Below are 25,581 nucleotides of genomic sequence, written 5' to 3'. Positions count from 1 at the left end.
CTGTCTTAATTAATGCCTTGTTAACGCCTGTGTAACCGTTTCCACTAGGTGTTGTTTGTTACGAGAGATTTTGCGGGAAAGGAATTTAAGGAGTGCAGGGAGTAAAAAACAAAAAGGCCAGCTAAGCGCTGGCCTTTAAAGTTTGATGATGAACTGGCGGGTTTTATTTCAGGCCAGCAGCATCACGCAGCAATTCGGCTTTGTCGGTTTTTTCCCAAGGGAAATGTTCACGACCAAAGTGACCGTATGCCGCGGTTTCTTTGTAGATTGGGTGCAGCAAATCCAGCATCTGAATCAGGCCGTATGGACGCAGGTCGAAGAACTCACGTACCAGCAGGGTCAGTTGCTCGGTAGAGATTTTCTCAGTACCGAAGGTTTCAACCATGATAGAAGTCGGTTCTGCCACGCCGATGGCGTAAGAAACCTGGATTTCACAGCGGTCAGCAAGGCCAGCAGCAACGATGTTTTTCGCCACATAACGTGCCGCATACGCTGCAGAACGGTCAACTTTAGACGGATCTTTACCGGAGAATGCGCCGCCACCGTGACGAGCCATGCCGCCGTAGGTATCAACGATAATTTTACGACCGGTCAGACCACAGTCACCCATTGGGCCACCGATAACAAAACGGCCTGTTGGGTTGATGTGATATTTGGTAGACGCATTCAACCATTCTGCTGGCAGAACTGGCTTGATGATCTCTTCCATCACCGCTTCTTGCAGCGTTTTCAGCTGAACATCTTCGGAGTGCTGGGTAGACAGAACCACGGCATCAATACCGACGATTTTACCGTCGTCGTACTGGAACGTGATTTGGCTTTTTGCATCCGGACGCAGCCATGGCAGTGAACCATTCTTACGAACTTCTGCCTGGCGTTGAACCAGACGGTGTGCGTAAGTGATTGGCGCTGGCATCAGCACTTCTGTTTCGTTGGTTGCATAACCAAACATCAGACCCTGGTCGCCAGCACCTTGCTCCAGTGGATCGGTACGGTCAACGCCCTGGTTGATATCCGGGGATTGTTTGCCGATAGCACTCAGCACTGCGCAAGAGTTTGCATCAAAGCCCATATCAGAATGCACGTAGCCGATTTCACGAATCGTTTGACGAGTGATCTCTTCGATATCAACCCAGGCGCTGGTGGTGATTTCACCGCCAACCAGAACCATGCCGGTTTTAACGTAAGTCTCGCAAGCTACGCGTGCTTTTGGATCCTGCTCCAGGATCGCATCGAGGACCGCATCGGAGATTTGGTCAGCGATTTTATCGGGATGCCCTTCTGATACAGACTCGGACGTAAAGAGGTGTTTGGCCATGTTTTATTCACCCTAAGAGAATTAGGTTAGTGCAGACTGCTGCTAATTGGTGCTCACCCCAGTGCGATGTACTGGTTAATCGAGCTTATACCACAGGTTTCATTTCAGGCAGTCTAACAGTTAATCGGTATAGATGGATTAACATCTGGACGGCTATTCTAGGTTATCCATTAATCAGATTACCAGTGATTTTTACGCTCGCAAGTTTGTGCGGATAATCTTAAGTGGCAAATTTTACTGACACCCGCAGCAAACCAGGGATTTTTGTTTTGCAATTTCCGGCTGTTGTCGGTATAAAGCGGCGCGCGCGGCTCATTCAACAAGCACACATTTTTGTGTTGCCCACTTCCAGCCGGGTTGAGCAAATTTCTTAGCTTTGGCTTGTCGCATGCTTCTGGTATGCGTGGAGGTGACTCGATTAATGAACCGTTGTAATTCGCAAACTCTGGCGGCCACTCAGGTCGTACATATGCCCCTCATAAACTGCATTTCGTGTATTCATTCCTGCCGATGTTATACCCATCTCGGCGCTTCTCAGGATTCTCGGGCCGGTTTTTAAACCCGCGAGATTCTGAACAAGGGCTCTCTTGTCATCGATAAGAGTATTCTCGTGGTTTCGCCGACTCGTTCTACGAAGCTCGGTTACGTGTTTTACAATGATATGAAAAAGAAACCGGTCGCACAGTTAGTCTGTCAGCGTCTTATGCTGCTTCTACGCGCTGTTAATGGGTTGTTATTGCGGGATACCCCTGCGATAGTAGTCAACTGTTTTGCACATTCGTTTAAATTTGAGGTTCGCCATGTCTGACAAAATCTCTTCTGTTTCGGGTTCGTCAGTGGGCGAGCAGGATGTACACCGCTCCATGCAGGAGGTTGCCATGAGCTCCCAGGAAGCCAGCAAAATGCTGCGTACTTACAATATTGCCTGGTGGGGCAATAACTATTACGACGTCAATGAACTCGGTCATATCACCGTTTGCCCGGACCCTGATGTCCCGGAAGCGCGTGTTGATCTTGCTGAACTCGTAAAAGCCCGTGAAGCACAGGGGCAACGTTTGCCTGCACTGTTCTGCTTCCCGCAGATTTTGCAGCACCGCCTGCGTTCTATTAATGCTGCGTTCAAACGTGCTCGTGAATCCTATGGTTATAACGGCAACTATTTCCTCGTTTACCCAATCAAGGTGAACCAGCACCGTCGTGTGATTGAATCGCTGATTCATTCCGGTGAGCCGCTGGGCCTGGAAGCGGGTTCCAAAGCAGAGCTGATGGCTGTACTGGCGCATGCGGGCATGACGCGTTCAGTCATTGTGTGTAATGGCTATAAAGACCGTGAATATATCCGCCTGGCGTTGATCGGCGAGAAGATGGGCCACAAGGTTTATCTGGTCATCGAGAAGATGTCTGAAATTCGCATTGTGCTGGAAGAAGCTGAGCGCCTGAATGTAGTACCGCGCCTTGGCGTGCGTGCGCGTCTGGCATCGCAAGGTTCTGGCAAATGGCAGTCCTCTGGCGGCGAGAAATCGAAATTTGGCCTGGCAGCCACACAGGTTCTGCAACTGGTTGAGATGCTGCGCGAAGCCGGTCGTATCGACAGCCTGCAATTGCTGCACTTCCACCTCGGTTCGCAAATGGCGAACATTCGCGATATCGCCACCGGCGTGCGTGAATCAGCGCGTTTCTACGTTGAGCTGCACAAGATGGGCGTTAACATCGAATGCTTCGATGTTGGCGGCGGTCTGGGCGTGGACTATGAAGGCACGCGTTCGCAGTCAGATTGTTCGGTCAACTATGGCCTGAACGAATACGCAAACAATATTATCTGGGCGATTGGTGATGCGTGTGAAGAACACGGCCTGCCACACCCAACGGTGATCACCGAGTCCGGCCGTGCGGTAACCGCGCACCACACCGTGCTGGTGTCCAACATCATCGGTGTTGAGCGCAACGAATACACCACGCCAACGGCTCCGGCTGCAGATGCTTCCCGTGCGCTGCAAAGCATGTGGGAAACCTGGGGCGAAATGCACCAGCCGAATAACCGTCGCTCGCTGCGTGAATGGCTGCACGATAGCCAGATTGACTTGCACGACATCCATACCGGTTATGCATCTGGCAGTTTCTCGCTGCAAGAGCGTGCCTGGGCTGAGCAACTTTACCTGAGCATGTGCCACGAAATTCAGCGCCTGCTTGATCCAAGCAACCGTGCGCACCGTCCGATCATCGACGAACTGCAAGAACGTATGGCGGATAAGATTTACGTCAACTTCTCGCTGTTCCAGTCAATGCCGGATGCGTGGGGTATCGATCAGTTGTTCCCGGTGCTGCCGCTTGAAGGGTTGAATCAGATCCCTGAGCGCCGTGCGGTGCTGCTGGATATTACCTGTGATTCCGACGGTGCTATCGATCACTACATCGACGGCGACGGTATTGCGACCACCATGCCGATGCCAGAATATGATGCGGAAAACCCGCCGCTGCTGGGTTTCTTTATGGTTGGTGCATACCAGGAAATCCTTGGCAATATGCACAACCTGTTTGGCGATACCGAAGCGGTTGACGTTTTCGTCTTCCCTGACGGCAGCGTAGAAGTGGAGTTGTCTGACGAAGGCGATACCGTTGCGGACATGCTGGAATACGTTCAGCTTGATCCAAAAACCCTGCTCAAGCACTTCCGCGATCAGGTGAAACAGACCGATCTGGATGCTGGTTTGCAGCAGCAGTTCCTCGAAGAGTTCGAGGCGGGTTTGTATGGCTATACTTATTTAGAAGACGAGTAAATTACTCGTCTTTATTTAGAGTGATTAGTGTACAAATAATGCTGCATTCGGCGATAATCCGCGCCAACAAGCAGTCTGAATGAATACAGTCCCTTCCTCGTCGGGTTTAACGACGCGGAGGGGACTTTTTTTTGCTAATAATTACCATCATCGTGAGGTCAAACCATGAGCACCTTAGGCCATCAGTACGACAATTCCCTGGTATCCAATGCCTTCGGTTTTTTACGTTTTCCGCTGAATTTCATGCCATACGACAGCGATGCCGATTGGGTTATCACTGGCGTTCCTTTTGATGCGGCAACATCTGGCCGTGCAGGTGGTCGTCATGGCCCTGCGGCAATCCGTCAGGTGTCTACCAATCTGGCATGGGAAGGTAACCGCTTCCCGTGGAACTTCGACGTGCGTGAGCGCTTGAATGTTGTTGACTGTGGCGACCTGGTTTACGCCTTCGGTGATGCGCGTGACATGAGCGAACGTCTGCAAGCTCATGCAGAAAAACTGCTGGCTGCGGGTAAGCGTATGCTCTCTTTCGGTGGCGACCACTTCGTGACTCTGCCACTGTTGCGCGCCCATGCGAAGCACTTCGGTAAAATGGCGCTGGTACATTTCGATGCTCACACCGATACCTACGCAAATGGCTGCGAGTTCGACCACGGCACCATGTTCTACACCGCACCTAAAGAAGGTTTGATTGACCCAAACCATTCTGTGCAGATTGGTATTCGTACCGAGTTTGATAAAGACAACGGTTTCACCGTGCTGGATGCAGGCCAGGTTAACGACCGCACTGTTGACGACGTGCTGGCACAGGTTAAGCAGATTGTTGGCGATATGCCGGTTTATCTGACCTTTGATATCGACTGTATCGACCCGGCTTTCGCGCCAGGTACCGGTACGCCGGTTATCGGTGGTTTGACGACCGACCGCGCATTGAAACTGGTCCGCGGTTTGAAAGATTTGAACATCGTGGGAATGGACGTTGTGGAAGTGTCTCCAGCTTACGATCAGTCTGAAATCACTGCATTGGCAGGCGCGACTTTAGCTCTGGAAATGCTGTATATCCAGGCGGCGAAGAAAGGCGAATAATCGCCTTTATTGAGTGTTGCCCCCTCACCCTAACCCTCTCCCAAAGGAGAGGGGATTGTACGGTTTTCTCCGTCTCCTGGGGGAGAAGGTCGGGATGAGGGGTAATTTTACTTCAATCCATCCGCAGCCATACGGTCGCGAATATGTTGCGCACGTTCGGCGGAAGCAGGGTGGTCGTCAAGCATTGAGCTTTGGCGGCCTTCTTCCTCTTTAGCCAGCTTCTCAAAACTGGTCGCCAGGCCGATTGGGTTAATCCCGCGTTTTCTCAACAAATCATATGAATAGTCATCAGCTTCAGACTCCTGGCGCTGGGAGAACTGCGCATTCACCAGTTTCTCGCCCAAATCGCCGAGTTGTGACTGCGACAAACTGCCAATCACACCGCCAGCAGAGGCCGCTGCAACACGCGCTGCGTTGGTCCCCAGAGCGACCTGCATCCCTTTCTTCACGTGGCCGAGCGCGACGTGACCCATTTCGTGGCCGATAACCGCTTCGACTTCGTTATCGTTCATCATATCCATCAGGCCGCTGTAAACGCGGATACAGCCGTTTGCCATCGCGAAGGCGTTCACGTCTTTGGTGACATAAACCTTATAGTTCACCGGCATGCCATTGATGTTATCGCCCAGGGCGGCGGATATTTTGCTCAGGCGTTGCGCATACTCGCTGCTCGCGGGCGCGATGCTCGCTTTGCTGTCGAGTTCAGCACAGGATTTGTCACTCAGCTCTTTAACTTGCGCATCACTTAATGTGTACGCCTGAAAGGCTTCTGCACCGGAAGCCAGCAGGCCGTTAGAGTCCATATTCTGGCAGCCGCTCAATAGGGCAGCAACGCTCAGGCTCAGTAAAATTGGGCGCAATTTCATGCCAATATCCTTTATTAGTGATAACTGCTCAGAGGTCATTCAGCCACAAACCGTTGGCTAGTCGCTTCAGTATAAAGAAGTTAGCCAAACTCGCGCAGCAACTTGCGCAACATGCGAGCAGCTTCCAGAGATTTCTTAACCGGACAAAAGGATGCTCCATGTACATGACACACGGCTTGCGGTACATTGATGGCAATTTTTTGGGCGTAGCCCATAACGCATAGTAGTCAAGGCCTGACCTTCAACCATCCGATCTGGAGTCAAAATGTCCTCTCGTAAAGAGCTTGCCAATGCTATTCGTGCACTCAGCATGGACGCAGTACAAAAAGCCAAATCCGGTCACCCGGGCGCCCCTATGGGTATGGCCGACATTGCCGAAGTCCTGTGGCGCGATTTCCTGAACCATAACCCGCAGAACCCAGCGTGGGCTGACCGCGACCGTTTTGTGCTGTCTAACGGTCACGGTTCAATGCTGATTTACAGCCTGTTGCACCTCACAGGTTATGACCTGCCAATCGAAGAGCTGAAAAACTTCCGTCAGCTGCATTCCAAAACTCCGGGCCACCCGGAAGTGGGCTACACCGCTGGTGTTGAAACCACGACTGGCCCGCTGGGTCAGGGTGTTGCGAACGCAGTCGGTATGGCAATCGCAGAACGCACCATGGCGGCACAGTTCAACCGTCCTGGTCATGACATCGTTGACCACTTCACCTACACCTTTATGGGTGATGGCTGCATGATGGAAGGTATTTCCCACGAAGTTTGCTCGCTGGCGGGTACGCTGGGTCTGGGTAAACTGGTTGCCTTCTATGATGACAACGGTATCTCCATCGACGGCCACGTTGAAGGCTGGTTCACAGACGATACTGCGAAACGCTTTGAAGCCTACGGCTGGCACGTAGTGCGCGGCGTTGATGGCCATGATGCAGACGCTATCAAACGCGCTGTTGAAGAAGCCAAAGCGGTTACCGACAAACCTTCACTGCTGATGTGCAAAACCATCATCGGTTTCGGTTCTCCGAACAAAGCCGGTACGCACGATTCCCACGGTGCACCGCTGGGTGACGCAGAAATCGCACTGACCCGTGAAGCTCTGGGCTGGAAACACGCGCCATTCGAAATCCCTTCTGACATTTATGCTCAGTGGGACGCGCGTGAAGCAGGCCAGGCGAAAGAAGCGGCATGGAACGAGAAATTCGCAGCATACGCTAAAGCCTTCCCACAGGAAGCGGCTGAATTCACCCGCCGTATGAAAGGCGACATGCCTGCTGAGTTTGCTGCTAAAGCGCAGGAGTTCATCAAGAACCTGCAAGCTAACCCGGCTAAAATTGCCAGCCGTAAAGCATCTCAGAACACCATCGAAGCATTCGGCCATCTGCTGCCAGAATTCCTCGGCGGCTCTGCTGACCTGGCACCGTCTAACCTGACTATCTGGTCTGGTTCTAAAGCCATCAACGAAGATCTGGCCGGTAACTACATCCATTACGGTGTACGTGAATTCGGTATGACCGCGATTGCGAACGGTATCGCGCTGCACGGTGGTTTCCTGCCGTACACCTCTACCTTCCTGATGTTTGTTGAATATGCCCGTAACGCGGTGCGTATGGCAGCGCTGATGAAGCAACGCCAGGTGATGGTCTACACCCACGACTCAATCGGTCTGGGCGAAGATGGCCCAACTCACCAGCCGGTTGAGCAGCTTGCTGCCCTGCGTGTGACGCCAAACATGAGCACATGGCGCCCATGTGACCAGGTTGAATCTGCGGTGGCGTGGAAATACGCTGTAGAACGTCACGACGGCCCGACCGCGCTGATCTTCTCCCGTCAGAACCTGGCACAGCAGGATCGTACTGAACAGCAGCTGGCTGACGTTGCCCGTGGCGCATACGTTCTGAAAGATTGCGCAGGCACGCCTGAGCTGATTCTGATCGCAACTGGTTCTGAAGTTGAACTGGCTGTGGCTGCATGGGATCAACTGACTGCTGAAGGCATCAAAGCGCGTGTGGTTTCCATGCCGTCTACTGATGCGTTCGACAAGCAGGATCCAGCTTACCGCGAAGCGGTGCTGCCGAAAGCCGTTGCTGCACGTGTTGCTATCGAAGCCAGCATCGCTGACTACTGGTACAAATACGTTGGCCTGAACGGTGCGGTAGTGGGCATGACCACCTTCGGTGAGTCTGCTCCAGCTGAGCAGCTGTTCGAAGAGTTTGGCTTCACTGTTGAAAACGTTGTGAAACAGGCTAAAGCCGTTCTGTAAACGTAATACTACTAAGGCCAGCAAACGTTGATTGCTGGCCTTTTTTTTATCTGTTGTTGATAATGCAATTGAAAATCATTATCATTCACATTCGTAAATAAATGTGAATCTAAGTAAATGAATCGACATACTTTGTACGGATACCAGAAATCGGGCTTCATTGCTTTAACCGTCGCACTATTAATGAACTCCCTGAGCGTGAGCGCTAAACCACTACCTGAAAAGGATTTTCTTACCGTCCCTATGGGAAATGGTGTGTATGAGCTGGCATATGACGCCTCTCAAAACGTTCTGTTTGCCGCCTCTGCGCCTTCATTTGATAAAGATAAGACTGATGGTCTGATCTACAAACTTAACCCGGATACGCTTAAGGCCTCTGGAAAAATCACCACTGAGCGACGCGCATTCGCTACGGTGCTCGATGCTGAAAACCACATTCTGTATATTGGCAACACCCTCGAAGGCTCTGTGACGCTGATAGATATCCGCAGCGGCAAAGAGATTAAGACCGTACAACTGAGTGACCTGAGCAATCCCAAAGAGATTATTCACACCCGCGAAATGGTGCTTGATAAAAAACGCCAGCGTTTATATGTATCGGGTGTGACTCAAAAAGGAATTATTTGGGTTATCGATACACAAAAACAGCAGCATATTACCACCATTGAAAATATGGGGGAATATCCAACTGGGTTGGCAATTGATGAAGAAAAGGGAAGAGTTTATGCGGTTAACGGCAGCGGAGAGTTAATTACACTTGATGCCAGCGATAATAAAATACTTTCCCGCACTCAAGTCGAACCGCATAAAAAGCATTTCTTCTTAAATATTGCTGTGGATGAGAATAAAGAACGTGCCTTTATTACCGATCCAGATTTACCGAATGTACTGGTAGTTTCGCTTAAAGATGGAAAAATCATTCATCAGATCGATGTTATCAACTCTCTCGCTGTGATGTACAACGCGGCACGTAATGAAATTTACATTACCCATCGTAATGCACAACTGATCAGCATCGTTGATAGCAAAACCTATAAAGTGAAAGCCAGCATTTCAACAACGGCGCTTCCCAATAGCCTTGCGCTTTCAGCGGATGGAAACACGCTGTATGCCAGTGTGAAACAAGGCGAAAAAGAGATGGGCAAGCAACCGGACTATATAATTAAAGTCGATCTCAACAAAATATAATTTTAATAACAAAGAACAATACAGCCCTGTGGTGAGAATTCACAGGGCCAGCAGTCTATTTTCAATTTTTCAATATCTCAGGTAATTAAAAAATGAGAAACAATAAACGTTTGGCATTGGCAGGAATAGTAGTTCTCGCTGGAGGCACAATGCTTCCGGCACTCGCAGAAGAAAGTAACGCAACGCTCAGTGAGTCTGAAGATCAAATGGTCGTGACGGCATCGGGTTTTTCTCAACAGAAAAAAGAAGCACCCGCGACTATTTCAGTTATTGACCGTAAACAGCTCGATGAAAAACCTAACCGTAATGTCGCCGAGGCTATTCAGGATTTACCCGGTGTGAATGTCGGTTCAGGTTCAAGCGATATGTCATCCGGCAGTATTATGATGCGCGGTATGGACTCAAGCTACACCGCATTTATGGTCAACAGTGTGAAACAAAACACCGGTGAAGCGCGCCCGTATGGCCAGGATCTCGGCTCTGAAGTTAACTTTTTGCCCCCGATGGAAGCTATCGAACGCATCGAAGTGATTCGCGGCCCAATGTCATCACTTTATGGCTCCGATGCGATTGGCGGTGTGGTTAACGTTATCACCAAAAAACCTTATGGTTTACAAGACTGGACGGGGGCTCTGGCGGCCAATACCTTCATCCAGGAAGACAGTTCATTCGGCAATACCAACCAGATGAACTTATTCACTATGGGGCCAATTGTGCCCGACGTGCTCGGTGTGAGCGTCGCCGCCGACTGGCTCAATCGTCGCGATGACGAACGGAATAACTATTTCAGCAAAAACGATCGTAAATCTCTCGATATGACCGTCGGTCTTGCGGCAAACGAAACCAACCTTTTTGACTTGAATGTGGTGACGGGTAAACAGAAGAAAAATCGTGATGAAGCGCCGTGGATGTGGACCTTTGATCGCGATGCGGTCACGCTCAGCCATAGCGGTTGGTATGCCGAAGATACGATTGCGACGAACAACTATCTCAACTATGAGAAGGGGCGCTCTAAATACAACCTGGACGGCGATGCCCCGCAGTACATCGAAACCGAAAACTATGTTGCGAATAGCCAGACCACTTTCTCGTTTGATAATCATAAACTCACCGTGGGGGCTAACTTCACGCGTGAAGAACTCAACGACCAGTTTGCGGTTTCGAGTAAAGAAGCGCCGGGAGTAGAACCCGTGACAAAAATCAGCCGTGATGGCTGGGCTTTGTTCGCTGAAGACGGCTGGCAGATTGGGGACTTCACGCTCACCACATCCGCGCGTCTGGATCGCGATAATTATTTCGGCACTCATATCACGCCAAAACTCTACGGTAACTGGGCGATAACCGATGCGTGGGCGCTGAAAGGCGGCGTATCGGCGGGCTATAAAAAACCTGAGCTGCGCGAAACGTCTGCTAATTTCGTGACACCACGCGGTTCATTGCCGCCATACCCTTATTTGACCGTGGGTAACGATGACCTGAAACCAGAGAAAAGCGTTAACTCCGAATTAGGTCTGTATTGGGCTGGAGAAAAACTGGCGTTAGATGGCACCATTTTCTACACCCAATTCAAAGACAAAATCTCTGAAGAAACAATTTGCGAAACGACGGCGACTAACCAGTGCCAGATGAACGGTTATCAGGCCGATTCCATCAGCAAGTATTTCAACGTGGGCAAAGCGGATGTCTACGGACTGGAGTTGAATGCTGACTGGCAGATGACTGAAACGGTAAAAGCTAATGCCAACTACACCTATAACCACAGCGAGCAGAAAACAGGCGTAAATAAAGGCTACGCGCTCAATGATTACCCGCGCCATATGGCAAACGTGTCGCTGACCTGGTCGGCCACTGAGGCGTTGGATTTTTGGAGCAAAGCGAATTTCCGCAGTAGCAACCGTGATACGGGCGATCATATTGATTACGAAGCCTGGACGATGGTTGATCTCGGAGCGCGTTATCAGTTGAACAAACACACTCAGTTGATGGCGGGCGTCTACAACCTGTTTGATGTTGATCCACAGCGTATCAGCCCATGGGGTGATTACGGCCTGGTGGAAGGTCGCCGCTATAATCTGGGGGCACGAATCGAATTTTGATTGAAAGCCTATAAGAGTAAACGCTGCCAGGTGGCAGCGTTTACTCTTCATTGTTGAAATCCAGTTTTACTACGGAGCCTGTAATTCTGGGTCGTCGCGTGTTTACGCTGGCTACTATTCGTTCTTAGCCCATAATTCGTTGCAGTTATTCCATCAAAAATGTGACCTGTGTCAGAAGATCGGTTGCCTGTACTGGGGTAACGTTCCATTTATTCCGCTTATCGCTTAACATGGCTGAAGCGTTTCAGTCGAATGAATGTTCGACAATTGAGCAAACAATTGCAGTTTCGATAGTGCGAGGATTCCCCTCAGGCGATAGCTGGATTACTCTGTCAGCCACTTAGTCTCAGGGATTCTGGCAGGAGAGATATGACCGTACGCATAGCAATTAATGGCTTCGGTCGCATTGGGCGCAACGTGGTACGTGCATTGTACGAATCCGGGCGCCGTGCGGAAATTACCGTCGTGGCAATCAATGAACTGGCTGATGCTGCGGGTATGGCGCATCTGTTGAAATACGACACCAGCCATGGTCGCTTCGCCTGGGACGTGCGTCAGGAACGCAGCCAGTTATGGGTCGGTGATGACACCATCCGTATTTTGCACGAACCGGGAATCGAAAATTTACCGTGGCGTGAACTGGGTGTAGATGTGGTGCTGGATTGTACCGGTGTGTTTGGCTCCCGTGCAGACGGTGAAGCGCATCTGGCAGCCGGTGCCAAAAAAGTCCTCTTCTCCCATCCAGGCGGTAACGACCTCGACGCCACCGTTGTTTACGGTGTGAATCATGAAAGTGTGGTTGCTGAACATCGCATTGTTTCCAATGCTTCCTGCACCACAAACTGCATCATTCCCATTATCAAATTGCTTGATGATGCCTGGGGTATTGAGTGGGGAACCGTCACCACGATTCATTCTGCCATGCATGATCAACAAGTTATCGACGCCTATCACCCGGACTTGCGCCGCACCCGTGCAGCCAGCCAGTCTATTATTCCTGTTGATACGCGTCTTGCTGCTGGTATCACACGTATTTTCCCGCAATTTGACGACTGTTTTGAAGCAATTGCGGTACGTGTTCCGACCATTAACGTCACGGCTATCGATTTAAGCGTGACGGTGAAAAATGCAGTTAATGCCAATGAAGTCAACAAGTTGCTGCAAAAAGCAGCACGGGATTCATTTCATGGTATAGTTGACTATACGGAATTACCGTTGGTCTCGACTGATTTTAACCACGATCCGCACAGTGCCATTGTTGACGGCACGCAAACCCGGGTCAGTGGGCAACATCTGATTAAAACTCTAGTCTGGTGTGATAACGAATGGGGCTTTGCTAACCGAATGCTCGACACGACGTTAGTCATGGCCGCAAGTGGTTTCAGGTAAGGCGCATAAAGCGTCCGCAAAACTTTAAGAATCAACGAGAGGATTCACCATGTCTGTAATTAAGATGACCGATCTGGATCTGGCTGGAAAGCGTGTTCTGATCCGTGCAGATTTGAACGTACCAGTTAAAGAAGGGAAAGTGACATCTGACGCACGTATCCGTGCATCTTTGCCAACTATCGAACTGGCCCTGAAGCAAGGCGCTAAAGTGATGGTAACTTCTCACCTGGGTCGTCCGACTGAAGGCGAGTACAACGAAGAATTCTCTCTGCTGCCGGTTGTTAACTACCTGAAAGACAAATTGTCTGCTCCGGTTCGTCTGGCTAAAGATTACCTCGACGGCGTTGAAGTTGCAGCGGGTGAACTGGTTGTTCTGGAAAACGTTCGCTTCAACAAAGGCGAAAAGAAAGACGACGAAACCCTGTCTAAAAAATACGCTGCACTGTGTGACGTATTCGTAATGGACGCTTTCGGTACCGCGCACCGCGCACAGGCTTCTACTCACGGCGTTGGCAAATTTGCAGACATCGCTTGTGCTGGCCCGCTGCTGGCTGAAGAGCTGAGCGCACTGGGTAAAGCACTGAAAGAACCAGCTCGCCCAATGGTTGCTATCGTTGGCGGTTCTAAAGTTTCTACCAAACTGACCGTTCTTGATTCCCTGTCCAAAATCGCTGACCAGCTGATTGTTGGCGGTGGCATCGCGAACACCTTCGTTGCTGCTCAAGGCCACAACGTGGGTAAATCCCTGTACGAAGCAGACCTGGTTGACGAAGCTAAACGCCTGCTGACTATCTGTGATATCCCGGTTCCTGCAGACGTGCGCGTAGCGACTGAGTTCTCTGAGACTGCTACTGCAACTCTGAAATCTGTAAACGACGTTAAATCTGACGAGCAGATTCTGGATATCGGTGATGCTTCAGCAGCTCAACTGGCTGAAATCCTGAAGAATGCAAAAACCATTCTGTGGAACGGCCCGGTTGGCGTGTTCGAATTCCCTAACTTCCGCAAAGGGACTGAAATCGTTGCTAATGCAATCGCAGACAGCGAAGCATTCTCTATCGCAGGCGGCGGTGACACTCTGGCAGCAATCGACCTGTTCGGCATTGCTGACAAGATCTCCTACATCTCCACTGGTGGCGGCGCATTCCTCGAATTCGTGGAAGGCAAAGTTCTGCCAGCAGTAGCGATGCTCGAAGAGCGCGCTAAGAAGTAATGATTACGGGCAGGGTTTCCTGCCCGTTGAATTTTTGCCGCTTACAGTGAATGGTAGGTGGTTAATATTTCTTTATTTACCCAAAATCATTCGAGTTGTAGCAAGGCGACAACTAAGCAGCTTCCAGGAGCTTACTCCGTTAAGTGACTGGGAGATGGGAAGGCAGTCAACGCAGTTACAGCTTGAAGGATGACGGGCAAATCGGCCGACGATACAGGACAAACAACCATGTCTAAGATTTTTGATTTCGTAAAACCTGGTGTAATCACTGGTGATGACGTACAGAAAGTTTTCCAGGTAGCAAAAGAAAACAACTTTGCTCTGCCAGCAGTTAACTGCGTAGGCACCGACTCTATCAACGCCGTACTGGAAACTGCTGCGAAAGTTAAAGCACCAGTCATCGTTCAGTTCTCCAACGGTGGCGCTGCGTTCATCGCGGGTAAAGGCGTGAAAACTGACGTTCCTCAGGGTGCTGCAATCCTGGGCGCAATCTCTGGCGCACACCACGTTCACCAGATGGCTGAACATTACGGCGTGCCAGTTATCCTGCACACCGACCATTGCGCTAAGAAACTGCTGCCATGGATCGATGGCCTGTTGGACGCTGGCGAAAAACACTTCGCGGCAACGGGCAAACCACTGTTCTCTTCCCACATGATCGACCTGTCTGAAGAGTCTCTGGAAGAAAACATCGAGATCAGCTCTAAATATCTGGCTCGTATGTCAAAAATGGGCATGACTCTGGAAATCGAACTGGGTTGCACCGGCGGCGAAGAAGATGGCGTAGATAACAGCCATATGGACGCATCTGCTCTGTACACTCAGCCAGAAGACGTTGATTACGCGTACACTGAACTGAGCAAAATCAGCCCACGTTTCACCATCGCGGCTTCCTTCGGTAACGTGCACGGTGTTTACAAACCAGGTAACGTGGTTCTTACCCCGACTATCCTGCGCGATTCTCAGGATTATGTTTCTAAGAAACACAACCTGCCGCACAACTCCCTGAACTTCGTGTTCCACGGCGGTTCCGGTTCAACTGCTCAAGAAATCAAAGATTCCGTGAGCTACGGTGTTATCAAAATGAACATCGATACCGATACCCAGTGGGCAACTTGGGAAGGTATCCTGAGCTACTACAAAGCTAACGAAGCTTACCTGCAGGGCCAGTTGGGCAACCCTAAAGGCGAAGACCAGCCGAACAAGAAATACTATGATCCACGCGTATGGCTGCGTTCTGCACAGACTTCTATGATCACCCGTCTGGAGCAGGCTTTCAAAGAACTGAACGCAGTAGACGTTCTGTAATTTGAAGCAGTAAATGCTTGAATCAAGCCCGCCTCGTGCGGGCTTTTTTGTACCCTTAATAAATTTTTATCTGCAACCAGGCTTAAAAAGCCAGCATATTGCTTTTAAATAAACTGATGGCAGAAAGGATATTTTCTGATGCGAGTATTTTCTGAACGCTATTTATTTCGGCAATTTTATAAGATTATTTTATTTTTATTATAAGTGCCTATAAAAGTGGGAGTTATTTGTACAGATATGATTTTATTATCACCATAACTTTATTTTATTACTCCTGCTAAGGTTGACCTCTGTCATGTAAAATGCAAATGACCAATGTTTAACATTATGATTTAAAAGGGTTAAATTTGTTTGCTTGATTTGCATACGATTAGCGGTCTAGTAATTGTGAGTCACTGCACACTACAACTGATGCATAATTCGATATGATCTGCTGCATGGGACGTTAATAGGCGCAGATTTAAATGGACAATAATATCTTACCAAAAACACAACACCTGCTTGTTTTTCAGGAAGTGGTGAGAAGTGGATCATTTGGTTCTGCGGCGAAACAACTGAGCCTGACCCAGCCTGCTGTCAGTAAAATTATAAGCGACATGGAATCGTATTTTGGTTTAGAGCTTATTATCAGAAAAAATACCGGCGTTAAATTAACTGAAGCAGGCAAAGTATTGCTGACTCACGCTGAATCCATCACACGTGAATTGCGCAATATGTGTAGTGAAATGAATCGTATGGTTGGAAATAGCGTGGTTGATGTGTCATTTGGCTACCCATCGCTTATCGGCTTCACTTTTTTACCCGGCATGATGAAAGAGTTTAAAGAGCTTTTCCCACAGGCTCAGGTTTCGATGTTCGAAGCCCAACTTTCTTCTTTCTTGCCTGCAATCCGCGATGGCCGTCTGGACTTTGCTATTGGCACTTTGAGCGACGAAATGTTGCTACAAGATTTGCACATTGAGCCACTGTTCGAGTCAGAGTTTGTCCTGGTTGCCAATCGAACACGGGTAGTTAAAGGGACGACCACGCTCAGCGCATTAAGTCATGAGCAATGGGTTTTACCACAAACGGAAATGGGATATTACAGCGAACTGCTGACGACACTGCAAAAGAACAATATCAAAAGTGAAAACATCGTAAAAACGGACTCGGTAGTAACCATTTATAATCTGGTGCTCAACGCAGGTTTTCTGACAGTTATTCCGCGCGATATGATTTCCCCATTTGGCTCTAACCAATTTATTAAAGTCCCGGTTGAGGATAAATTACCTGTCGCGCGATACGCTGCTGTTTGGTCTAAGAATTATCGAATTAATAGATCTGCTGCCACATTAGTTGAGCTGGCCAAAAAACATTCATTACGAATTAAATTTCAATCTGACAAATTAACTGAAGTTGCTTAGTTTAATTAAGTAACCAATAAAAAATTACTCATTCAAAGTGGTGGCTTAATAAAGCCACCCCATAAATCATTCTTGCTTTTAAATGTTGAGGTCAACATGCATATCGACTATGAACTTCCCGTTACTATTATTGATGTTCTTGAAGCGAAAAAAAGACTCACAGGATATATTTATAAAACTGGAATGCCTCGCTCAAATTATCTCAGCGAATGTTGCAAAGGTGAGATATTTCTAAAATTTGAAAACATGCAGCGCACGGGTTCATTTAAAATTCGTGGTGCATTTAATAAGCTCAGTTCTTTAACTGAAGAAGAAAAAAGAAAAGGTGTTGTTGCTTGCTCTGCGGGCAACCACGCTCAGGGCGTTTCACTCTCCTGCGCCATTCTTGGCATTGATGGTAAAGTCGTCATGCCTAATGGCGCGCCAAAGTCCAAAGTCGCGGCGACCTCTGACTACTCTGCACAAGTCGTGATGCACGGCGATAACTTCAACGACACCATCGCTAAAGTGAGTGAAATTGTTGAGATGGAAGGGCGCATCTTTATTCCACCTTATGACGATGAAAAAGTGATTGCCGGGCAAGGAACTATCGGCCTGGAAATCCTTGAAGATTTATACGATGTCGATAACGTCATTGTGCCAATTGGCGGCGGCGGATTAATTGCGGGTATTGCACTGGCGATTAAATCCATAAACCCGACCATTAATATTATCGGCGTACAAGCAGAGAACGTACATGGTATGGCTGCTTCGTTTTATAAAGGCGAATTAATGGCCCATCGTACGACCGGGACATTAGCCGACGGTTGCGATGTTTCTCGCCCTGGCAGAATAACCTATGAAATTGTGAAGAAGCTCGTTACTGATATTGTATTAGTCAGTGAAGACGAAATTCGTAACAGTATGGTAGCCCTTATTCAACGTAATAAAGTTGTCACTGAAGGCGCAGGTGCATTAGCGACTGCTGCATTATTAAGCGGTAAGTTAGATCATTATATTAAAGGGCGTAAAACAGTTAGTATTATCTCCGGCGGTAATATTGACCTGTCTCGCGTCTCACAAATTACAGGCTCCGCAGATATTTGATAGAATCTCTCGAGGAACTTTATTATGAGTAATACTGATGCAACCCTTGTTGGCCAAAAAGCGGAATCGCAATGGCGCAAATCTGACACTACCTGGACTCTTGGTTTATTTGGAACGGCTATCGGTGCGGGAGTTTTATTCTTCCCCATCCGTGCAGGTTATGGCGGTTTAATTCCGATACTGATTATGCTGTTCCTGGCATTCCCGATTGCGTTTTACTGCCACCGTGCGCTGGCGCGTCTGTGCCTTTCCGGCAGTAATCCTTCCGGAAACATCACAGAAACGGTTGAAGAGCATTTTGGTAAAACGGGCGGCGTGGTCATCACCTTCCTGTACTTTTTCGCAATCTGCCCGCTGCTGTGGATTTACGGTGTCACGATAACCAATACCTTCATGACATTCTGGGAAAACCAGCTCCAGCTCATGCCGTTAAACCGCGGAATAGTGGCGCTGTTCCTGCTGCTGTTGATGGCTTTTGTTATCTATTTTGGCAAAGACCTGATGGTCAAAGTCATGAGCTATCTGGTGTTCCCGTTCATTGCCTGCCTGGTGCTGATCTCAGTCTCGCTGATCCCTTACTGGAACTCGGCGGTTATCGATCAAGTGAGCCTCAGCGATATTTCGTTCACTGGCAGTGATGGCATTCTGGTCACGGTATGGCTGGGTATTTCCATCATGGTGTTCTCCTTTAACTTCTCGCCGATTGTCTCCTCGTTTGTGGTTTCCAAACGCGAAGAGTACGAGCAGGACTTTGGCAAGCAGTACACCGAAGACAAATGTTCAAAAATCATTTCTCGCGCCAGTATGTTGATGGTTGCGGTGGTTATGTTCTTCGCCTTTAGCTGCCTGTTTACGCTTTCCCCGCAGAACATGGCTGAAGCTAAAGCACAGAATATTCCAGTGCTCTCGTATCTGGCGAACCACTTTTCCTCGATGTCTGGCACCAAATCGACCTTTGCCACGACACTGGAATACGGCGCATCAATTATTGCCCTGGTAGCTATCTTCAAATCCTTCTTCGGCCACTATCTTGGCACCCTTGAAGGGTTAAACGGTCTGGTTCTGAAGTTCGGCTACAAAGGGGATAAAACCAAAGTTTCTGGCGGAAAACTCAACCTTATCAGCATGGTCTTCATTATGGGATCAACCTGGGTTGTGGCTTACGCTAACCCGAACATCCTCGATCTAATTGAAGCGATGGGTGCTCCAATTATTGCATCCTTACTTTGTCTGCTGCCGATGTATGCCATTCGTAAAACTCCGGCCCTGGCGAAATATAAAGGTAAAACAGAGAATATTTTTGTCACAGTTATTGGTTTGCTGACCATTCTTAATATTGTCTACAAACTTATCTAATATCTTTGGGTAGATTGACTCAGGATGAGTGGGATTTAAACATGAATGATTACCCGGTAGTGTTGACGATTAATTGTGGTTCTTCTTCGGTAAAGTTTTCAGTATTAGATGCAGAAACATGTGATGTGCTGTTGTCCGGGATTTGTGAAGGTATTAATACCGATAAAGCATTTATAACGGTCAATGATGGGGAGCCAGTTATTCTGGCTCGCCAGAATTATGAAGAAGCACTCGCCGCAATATCTCATGAACTGGAAATGCGCGATTTAATTGATAGCGTTGCATTTGTGGGCCACCGGATTGCTCACGGCGGATCGTTATTTAGCGAGTCGGTATTAATTACCAATGAGGTTATCGAACAGATTCGCCAGGTTTCACCGTTGGCCCCCCTGCATAATTACGCCAATTTGCACGGGGTGGAATCTGCGCGAACCCGCTTCCCGGACGTCCCGCAGGTCGCGGTATTCGATACCAGCTTTCACCAGACCCTGAAACCAGAGGCCTATTTATACGGTCTACCGTATCGCTATTTTGAAGAGTACGGCGTGCGCCGTTACGGATTCCACGGCACGTCGCATCGCTACGTTTCTCAGCAAACGGGTGAGTTACCCGGCCTGAACTCAGTAGATTCGGGGTTGGTGATTGCTCACTTAGGAAATGGCGCATCGGTCTGCGCGGTCCAGAATGGTGAAAGTGTTGATACCTCGATGGGTATGACACCGCTGGAAGGGCTGATTATGGGCACGCGCTGTGGTGATGTCGATTTCGGTGCCATGGCCTGGCTTGCCCGCCAGACTGAGCAGTCGATGGATGACCTGGAGCAAGTCGCTAATAAAGAGTCTGGGCTGTTAGGCCTTTCGGGTTTGTCTTCAGATTTACGTACCCTGGATAAAGCCTGGCATGAAGGTGATGAGCGTGCGCAATTAGCTATCAGAACGTTTGTTCATCGCATTGCCCGAACGATTGGCGCGCACGCTGCTGCATTAAATCGTCTGGACGGGATTATTTTTACCGGTGGTATTGGCGAGAACTCAATACTTATTCGCCGTCTGGTTGCCGAACGTTTACGCGTATTTGGTGTTGAGCTGGATATTGATAAAAATAACCAGCCTAACCGAATAGGGCAGCGAATAATCTCCAGTGAGAGTTCATCAATAATTTGTGCCGTTATCCCCACTAACGAAGAGAAAATGATTGCGCTTGATGCTTTGCAATTAGGCAAACAGTGTCATCTTGCGGAATATGCCTGAATCAATAATGTGGTTTAAAGGAATGATGTAATGAAAGTAGATGTTGATATTACCAACGATAATTATTCCCATGCCTGGCAACAATTTTCAGGCGACGAATGGAAAACCAACATTAATGTTCGGGATTTTATCCAACATAACTACACCCCGTATGAAGGTGATGAATCATTTTTAGCGGGAGCTACCACGGCGACGACGGCGCTGTGGGAAAAGGTCATGGATGGCATTCGTATCGAAAACGCCACTCATGCGCCGGTCGATTTCGACACCAACATTGCGACGACCATCACTGCACATGCCCCGGGATATATTCTCAAAGACCACGAAAAGATTGTCGGCTTGCAAACGGATAAACCGCTGAAACGTGCTCTGCATCCTTATGGCGGCATCAATATGATCAAAAGCTCTTTTGAAGCTTATGGTCGTGAAATGGATCCCGATTTTGAATACCAGTTTACGTCTTTGCGTAAAACCCATAATCAGGGCGTGTTTGACGTTTATTCACCGGATATTCTGCGCTGCCGTAAATCGGGTGTGTTGACCGGTTTGCCGGACGGTTACGGGCGTGGACGCATTATCGGCGACTATCGCCGTGTCGCGCTGTATGGCATCGCGTATCTGGTGCGGGAACGTGAATTGCAGTTTGCCGATTTACAAGGCCAGCTTGAACGCGGTGAAAACCTCGAAGCGGTCATTCGTCTGCGCGAAGAGTTGTCGGAGCATCGCCGCGCGCTGCTGCAAATTCAGGAGATGGCAGCAAAATACGGCTTCGATATTTCTCTCCCGGCTCGCAATGCGCAAGAAGCCTTGCAGTGGCTCTATTTTGCCTATCTGGCCGCGGTGAAATCGCAAAATGGTGGGGCGATGTCTTTGGGGCGCACCACCTCGTTTATTGATATTTATATCGAGCGCGACCTTAAAGCCGGTGTGTTGACGGAGCTACAGGCGCAAGAGTTGGTCGATCACTTCATTATGAAGATCCGCATGGTGCGTTTCCTGCGCACGCCAGAGTTTGATTCGCTGTTCTCCGGTGACCCAATCTGGGCGACAGAAGTTATCGGCGGTATGGGTTTAGACGGGCGCACGCTGGTCACCAAAAATGCCTATCGCTACCTGAACACGCTGTACACCATGGGGCCAGCGCCAGAACCAAATCTGACTATTCTCTGGTCGGAAGCGTTGCCGAAACCTTTCAAAGTTTATGCGGCAAAAGTGTCCATCGAAACATCATCGTTGCAGTATGAAAATGATGACCTGATGCGCTGTGATTTTGACAGTGATGACTATGCGATCGCCTGCTGCGTCAGTCCGATGGTCATCGGCAAACAGATGCAGTTCTTTGGTGCGCGAGCCAACCTCGCAAAAACGCTGCTGTATTGCATCAATGGCGGGATGGACGAAAAGCTCAAAATCCAGGTCGGGCCGAAAATGCCGATGCTGCTCGATGACGTGTTGGATTATGAAGAGGTGATGAGCAGCCTCGATCACTTTATGGATTGGCTGGCGGCGCAGTATGTTACGGCGCTCAATCTCATCCATTATATGCACGATAAATATAGCTACGAAGCCTCGCTGATGGCGCTGCACGACAGAGATGTTTATCGCACGATGGCGTGTGGCATTGCCGGGTTGTCGGTGGCGGTGGACTCACTTTCCGCTATCAAGTACGCCACGGTGAAACCGGTGCGCGACCAAAACGGGCTGGCGGTAGATTTCGTGATTGAAGGTGAGTACCCGCAATACGGCAATAATGACGATCGTGTTGACGCGATTGCCTGCGATCTTGTTGAACGCTTTATGAAGAAGATCCAGGCGCTGCCAACTTATCGCAACGCGGTACCGACCCAGTCGATCCTGACGATCACCTCAAACGTGGTTTATGGACAAAAAACCGGTAACACGCCAGATGGCCGCCGCGCGGGGACGCCATTTGCGCCAGGTGCTAACCCGATGCACGGAAGAGATCGTAAAGGCGCTGTTGCTTCATTAACCTCGGTTGCCAAACTGCCGTTCAGCTATGCGAAAGACGGGATTTCATACACCTTCTCAATCGTTCCTGCGGCGCTCGGACGTGATGACGCGATACGCCAGTTAAACCTGGTGGGCTTGCTGGATGGTTATTTCCATCACGATATGAAAACTGAGGGCGGGCAGCATTTGAACGTGAACGTGATGAATCGTGAAATGTTACTGGATGCCGTCGAACATCCGGAAAATTACCCGACGCTCACCATTCGTGTTTCAGGTTATGCGGTGCGCTTTAATGCTCTGACGCGTGAGCAGCAACAGGATGTGATATCTCGTACCTTTACTCACTCGATCTGATGAATCTGTAGGTTTGCCATTCCCCCTAAACCCGCTTCCAGCGGGTTTTTTTCGACCAAATTTGTGACTAACTTGGCACATTCGCTTGTTTTGTTTACCCTTTAAAGTTCTGCTGTGCCTTCGGGGTGCAGAATTTCAGTAATGACAAGGAACCGTGAATGGAAGATCTCAACGTAGTAGACAGTATCAATAATGCCGGGGGCTGGTTGGTGCGCAACCAGGCGTTACTGCTGAGCTATGCGGTCAACATTGTGGCGGCGATTGCGATTATTATCGTCGGGATGATCGTGGCTCGTATCGTGTCCAACGCCATTAACCGTGTGATGGTCGCTCGAAATATTGATGCCACCGTCGCTGATTTTCTCTCCGCTCTGGTGCGTTACGGCATCATCGCCTTTACGTTAATTGCCGCTCTGGGGCGCGTGGGGGTACAAACTGCGTCCGTTATCGCGGTACTCGGTGCCGCAGGTTTAGCCATTGGCCTCGCGTTGCAAGGTTCGCTTTCAAACCTCGCCGCAGGCGTGTTGCTGGTGACTTTCCGCCCATTCCGCGCGGGTGAATACGTTGACCTGGGGGGGATCGCAGGTTCCGTACTTAATGTGCAGATTTTCTCCACCACACTGCGCACGCTGGATGGCAAAATTGTCGTGGTGCCAAACGGTAAAATTATCGCCGGTAATATCATTAACTTTTCCCGTGAACCGGTGCGCCGTAATGAGTTTATTATTGGCGTGGCATATGACTCCGACATCGACAAAGTTAAGCAAATCCTGACCGACATCATCACTAGCGATGAACGCGTGTTGAAAGACCGCGATATTACTGTGCGGCTCAATGAACTGGGGCCTTCCGCGATTAACTTTGTGGTGCGCGCCTGGAGCAACAGTGGCGATCTGCAAAACGTTTATTGGGATGTGCTGGAACGCATTAAACGCGAGTTTGATGCGCAGGGGATCAGCTTCCCGTATCCGCAAATGGACGTGAACTTCAAACGTGTGAAAGAACCTGCACAAGAATGATTGTCCGGGGCCAGCTTCGGCTGGCCTTCTTTTTATTAGTAATTCTTATAAACCATTAAAATTATCCATTTCCGCTAATAATTTTTCCCTATTACACTCTTCCTCAGTCGCTAAATACTGAAGAGTGAATCATCGTGTTATCTTATTTTTTTCAAGGCCTTACATTGGGTGCAGCGTTAATCCTGCCACTCGGACCGCAAAATGCTTTTGTGATGAACCAGGGCATTCGCCGCCAATACCATCTGATGATTGCTTCTCTTTGCGCGATTAGCGATTTGATACTGATCTGCGGAGGTATTTTTGGTGGCAGCGCGCTTCTGATGCAGTCGCCCTGGTTGTTGGCGATTGTGACCTGGGGCGGCGTGGCGTTTTTGCTGTGGTACGGCTGGGGCGCGCTGCGCACCGCGATGAGCAGCAGCGTTGAGTTGGCCTCCGCTGAAGTGATGAAGCAAGGGCGCTGGAAAATTGTCGCCACCGTGCTGGCGGTGACCTGGCTTAATCCGCATGTGTATCTGGATACTTTTGTGGTGCTGGGGAGTCTCGGTGGGCAGCTCGCCGACGAACCGAAGCGCTGGTTTGCATTAGGAACCGTGAGCGCGTCTATCCTTTGGTTTTACGGCCTGGCACTGCTGGCGGCATGGCTTGCACCGCGCCTGCGCACCGCGAAAGCCCAGCGTATTATCAATGGCGTCGTCGGCTTGGTGATGTGGGTTATCGCGCTGCAACTTGCGTCAGATGGGGTTCGCCATATCGCTTCCCTTATGGCTAATTAGCCTTAATCCGATAGACAAGTTACCATTCCAGGCTAAGCTTGCTGCCAGACGTCCGTGTATTTTACGGACGTAATGACAGTGGAGTGTAGCATGGAGGAATTACAGTGAAGTTTAAAACCCTGGCATTAGCCGCTTTAGTGGGATTTGGTTCGGTTCCGGCATTGGCCGATGAGTTACCCAACGGTCCACATGTCGTGACATCCGGCACCGCAAGCGTGGATGCGGTTCCTGACATTGCCACACTCGCTATCGAAGTGAATGTGTCTGCCAAAGATGCGGCATCAGCAAAAAAACAGGCTGACGACCGTGTGGCACAATATCTGACATTCCTGCAGCAAAGCGGTGTCGAGAAGAAAGACATCAATGCCGCTAACCTGCGCACTCAACCAGAATATGAATACCTGAAAGACGGCAAAACGCAGCTGAAAGGCTACCGTGCCGTGCGTCAGGTTGATGTCACTCTGCGCAAGCTCGACAAAATGAACGAGCTGCTTGATGGGGCATTGAAAGCGGGGCTTAACGAAATTCGCTCTGTTTCCCTGGGTGTTGCAAACCCGGAGCAATATAAAGATAAAGCGCGTAAAGCAGCCATCGACGATGCTGCCCGCCAGGCGAAACTGTTAGCAGAAGGCTTTAACAGCAAGTTGGGGCCAGTGTATAGCGTGCGTTACCACGTTTCTAATTACCAGCCGGCGCCAATGGTGCGGATGATGAAAGCAGACGCCGCAGCGCCAGTGTCGGCCCAGGATACCTACGATCAGCAAACTATTCAGTTTGATGACCAGGTTGATGTGGTGTTTGAGCTGGAACGCGCTAAGACCGAGCAGCCAGCCCAGTAAGTCGCAACAAAACCGTAAAATGTAGGTTGGAT

The 25,581-nt window shown here is 49.5% G+C and carries 20 protein-coding genes; 18 read left to right on the top strand and 2 right to left on the bottom strand.

Annotated features, from left to right (window positions below):
• Positions 1-163: 163 nt before the first annotated feature.
• Positions 164-1,318 (bottom strand): methionine adenosyltransferase, encoded by a 1,155-nt coding sequence (metK, locus tag GBAG_RS16850; protein ID WP_034498374.1) that lies wholly within the window; start codon positions 1,316-1,318, stop codon positions 164-166.
• Positions 1,319-1,706: 388 nt separating this feature from the next.
• On the opposite strand from metK, the gene GBAG_RS23295 reads away from it, so the two are divergent.
• The 4 genes from GBAG_RS23295 (at position 1,707) to speB (ending at position 5,181) form a co-directional block, all read left to right on the top strand.
• Entirely contained in the window at positions 1,707-1,877 is a 171-nt protein-coding gene (locus tag GBAG_RS23295) for a hypothetical protein (RefSeq protein ID WP_425591311.1), read from the top strand.
• Between the two features lie 102 nt (positions 1,878-1,979).
• Entirely contained in the window at positions 1,980-2,126 is a 147-nt protein-coding gene (yqgB, locus tag GBAG_RS22330) for an acid stress response protein YqgB (protein WP_147295624.1), read from the top strand.
• Positions 2,119-4,095, top strand: a complete 1,977-nt coding sequence (gene speA, locus GBAG_RS16845; RefSeq protein WP_072011206.1) for a biosynthetic arginine decarboxylase — start codon at positions 2,119-2,121, stop codon at positions 4,093-4,095. Before yqgB ends, speA begins: the two co-directional genes overlap by 8 nt.
• 165 nt (positions 4,096-4,260) lie before the next feature.
• The gene (gene speB / locus GBAG_RS16840) at positions 4,261-5,181 is read left to right on the top strand and encodes an agmatinase (protein ID WP_034457777.1); all 921 of its coding nucleotides are present in this window, start codon (positions 4,261-4,263) and stop codon (positions 5,179-5,181) included.
• A gap of 107 nt (positions 5,182-5,288) precedes the next feature.
• Here speB and loiP read toward each other — a convergent pair whose 3' ends face one another.
• Positions 5,289-6,047, bottom strand: coding sequence for a metalloprotease LoiP (gene loiP, locus GBAG_RS16835; RefSeq protein ID WP_034498370.1), 759 nt, complete (start codon positions 6,045-6,047; stop codon positions 5,289-5,291).
• Between the two features lie 265 nt (positions 6,048-6,312).
• Between loiP and tkt the strand changes: the two genes are divergently transcribed.
• From tkt to GBAG_RS16765, 14 genes are all read left to right on the top strand, one after another.
• Entirely contained in the window at positions 6,313-8,304 is a 1,992-nt protein-coding gene (tkt, locus tag GBAG_RS16830) for a transketolase (protein ID WP_034498368.1), read from the top strand.
• 117 nt (positions 8,305-8,421) lie between these two features.
• On the top strand, positions 8,422-9,492 hold the full coding sequence (gene yncE, locus GBAG_RS16825; RefSeq protein WP_034498366.1) for a 7-bladed beta-propeller protein YncE: 1,071 nt from the start codon (positions 8,422-8,424) through the stop codon (positions 9,490-9,492).
• A gap of 92 nt (positions 9,493-9,584) precedes the next feature.
• Positions 9,585-11,588, top strand: coding sequence for a TonB-dependent receptor domain-containing protein (locus GBAG_RS16820; RefSeq protein WP_034498364.1), 2,004 nt, complete (start codon positions 9,585-9,587; stop codon positions 11,586-11,588).
• A gap of 369 nt (positions 11,589-11,957) precedes the next feature.
• A complete protein-coding gene (gene epd, locus GBAG_RS16815; protein ID WP_034498361.1) occupies positions 11,958-12,977 on the top strand; it encodes an erythrose-4-phosphate dehydrogenase in 1,020 nt (339 codons plus the stop codon).
• A gap of 49 nt (positions 12,978-13,026) precedes the next feature.
• Positions 13,027-14,190, top strand: a complete 1,164-nt coding sequence (gene pgk / locus GBAG_RS16810; protein ID WP_034498359.1) for a phosphoglycerate kinase — start codon at positions 13,027-13,029, stop codon at positions 14,188-14,190.
• Positions 14,191-14,418: 228 nt separating this feature from the next.
• The gene (gene fbaA / locus GBAG_RS16805) at positions 14,419-15,498 is read left to right on the top strand and encodes a class II fructose-bisphosphate aldolase (protein ID WP_034498356.1); all 1,080 of its coding nucleotides are present in this window, start codon (positions 14,419-14,421) and stop codon (positions 15,496-15,498) included.
• Positions 15,499-15,962: 464 nt separating this feature from the next.
• Positions 15,963-16,901 carry a transcriptional regulator TdcA gene (gene tdcA, locus GBAG_RS16800; protein ID WP_034498353.1) on the top strand — a complete coding sequence of 313 codons (939 nt, stop codon included), beginning with the start codon at positions 15,963-15,965 and terminating at the stop codon, positions 16,899-16,901.
• Between the two features lie 96 nt (positions 16,902-16,997).
• Complete coding sequence (gene tdcB / locus GBAG_RS16795; protein ID WP_034498350.1) at positions 16,998-17,987, top strand: bifunctional threonine ammonia-lyase/L-serine ammonia-lyase TdcB; 990 nt, start codon at positions 16,998-17,000, stop codon at positions 17,985-17,987.
• 24 nt (positions 17,988-18,011) lie between these two features.
• Entirely contained in the window at positions 18,012-19,343 is a 1,332-nt protein-coding gene (gene tdcC, locus GBAG_RS16790) for a threonine/serine transporter TdcC (protein WP_034498348.1), read from the top strand.
• A gap of 41 nt (positions 19,344-19,384) precedes the next feature.
• On the top strand, positions 19,385-20,593 hold the full coding sequence (tdcD, locus tag GBAG_RS16785) for a propionate kinase (protein WP_034498345.1): 1,209 nt from the start codon (positions 19,385-19,387) through the stop codon (positions 20,591-20,593).
• Positions 20,594-20,623: 30 nt separating this feature from the next.
• A complete protein-coding gene (gene pflB, locus GBAG_RS16780) occupies positions 20,624-22,918 on the top strand; it encodes a formate C-acetyltransferase (protein ID WP_034498343.1) in 2,295 nt (764 codons plus the stop codon).
• 158 nt (positions 22,919-23,076) lie between these two features.
• A complete protein-coding gene (gene mscS, locus GBAG_RS16775) occupies positions 23,077-23,937 on the top strand; it encodes a small-conductance mechanosensitive channel MscS (protein ID WP_034498340.1) in 861 nt (286 codons plus the stop codon).
• Between the two features lie 134 nt (positions 23,938-24,071).
• On the top strand, positions 24,072-24,710 hold the full coding sequence (argO, locus tag GBAG_RS16770; protein ID WP_034498337.1) for an arginine exporter ArgO: 639 nt from the start codon (positions 24,072-24,074) through the stop codon (positions 24,708-24,710).
• Between the two features lie 104 nt (positions 24,711-24,814).
• The gene (locus GBAG_RS16765; RefSeq protein WP_034498335.1) at positions 24,815-25,549 is read left to right on the top strand and encodes an oxidative stress defense protein; all 735 of its coding nucleotides are present in this window, start codon (positions 24,815-24,817) and stop codon (positions 25,547-25,549) included.
• The last annotated feature ends 32 nt before the right edge of the window (positions 25,550-25,581 follow it).

The organism is Buttiauxella agrestis ATCC 33320 (genome assembly GCF_000735355.1).
Taxonomy (GTDB): domain Bacteria; phylum Pseudomonadota; class Gammaproteobacteria; order Enterobacterales; family Enterobacteriaceae; genus Buttiauxella; species Buttiauxella agrestis.
This window is presented reverse-complemented; position numbering and strand designations above follow the sequence as displayed.

Excerpts from the sequence above, each read along its gene's own strand:
- metK (WP_034498374.1), bottom strand. The coding sequence starts at position 1,318 with ATGGCCAAACACCTCTTTACGTCCGAGTCTGTATCAGAAGGGCATCCC.
- GBAG_RS23295 (WP_425591311.1), top strand. The coding sequence starts at position 1,707 with ATGCTTCTGGTATGCGTGGAGGTGACTCGATTAATGAACCGTTGTAAT.
- yqgB (WP_147295624.1), top strand. The coding sequence starts at position 1,980 with ATGAAAAAGAAACCGGTCGCACAGTTAGTCTGTCAGCGTCTTATGCTG.
- speA (WP_072011206.1), top strand. The coding sequence starts at position 2,119 with ATGTCTGACAAAATCTCTTCTGTTTCGGGTTCGTCAGTGGGCGAGCAG.
- speB (WP_034457777.1), top strand. The coding sequence starts at position 4,261 with ATGAGCACCTTAGGCCATCAGTACGACAATTCCCTGGTATCCAATGCC.
- loiP (WP_034498370.1), bottom strand. The coding sequence starts at position 6,047 with ATGAAATTGCGCCCAATTTTACTGAGCCTGAGCGTTGCTGCCCTATTG.
- tkt (WP_034498368.1), top strand. The coding sequence starts at position 6,313 with ATGTCCTCTCGTAAAGAGCTTGCCAATGCTATTCGTGCACTCAGCATG.
- yncE (WP_034498366.1), top strand. The coding sequence starts at position 8,422 with ATGAATCGACATACTTTGTACGGATACCAGAAATCGGGCTTCATTGCT.
- GBAG_RS16820 (WP_034498364.1), top strand. The coding sequence starts at position 9,585 with ATGAGAAACAATAAACGTTTGGCATTGGCAGGAATAGTAGTTCTCGCT.
- epd (WP_034498361.1), top strand. The coding sequence starts at position 11,958 with ATGACCGTACGCATAGCAATTAATGGCTTCGGTCGCATTGGGCGCAAC.
- pgk (WP_034498359.1), top strand. The coding sequence starts at position 13,027 with ATGTCTGTAATTAAGATGACCGATCTGGATCTGGCTGGAAAGCGTGTT.
- fbaA (WP_034498356.1), top strand. The coding sequence starts at position 14,419 with ATGTCTAAGATTTTTGATTTCGTAAAACCTGGTGTAATCACTGGTGAT.
- tdcA (WP_034498353.1), top strand. The coding sequence starts at position 15,963 with ATGGACAATAATATCTTACCAAAAACACAACACCTGCTTGTTTTTCAG.
- tdcB (WP_034498350.1), top strand. The coding sequence starts at position 16,998 with ATGCATATCGACTATGAACTTCCCGTTACTATTATTGATGTTCTTGAA.
- tdcC (WP_034498348.1), top strand. The coding sequence starts at position 18,012 with ATGAGTAATACTGATGCAACCCTTGTTGGCCAAAAAGCGGAATCGCAA.
- tdcD (WP_034498345.1), top strand. The coding sequence starts at position 19,385 with ATGAATGATTACCCGGTAGTGTTGACGATTAATTGTGGTTCTTCTTCG.
- pflB (WP_034498343.1), top strand. The coding sequence starts at position 20,624 with ATGAAAGTAGATGTTGATATTACCAACGATAATTATTCCCATGCCTGG.
- mscS (WP_034498340.1), top strand. The coding sequence starts at position 23,077 with ATGGAAGATCTCAACGTAGTAGACAGTATCAATAATGCCGGGGGCTGG.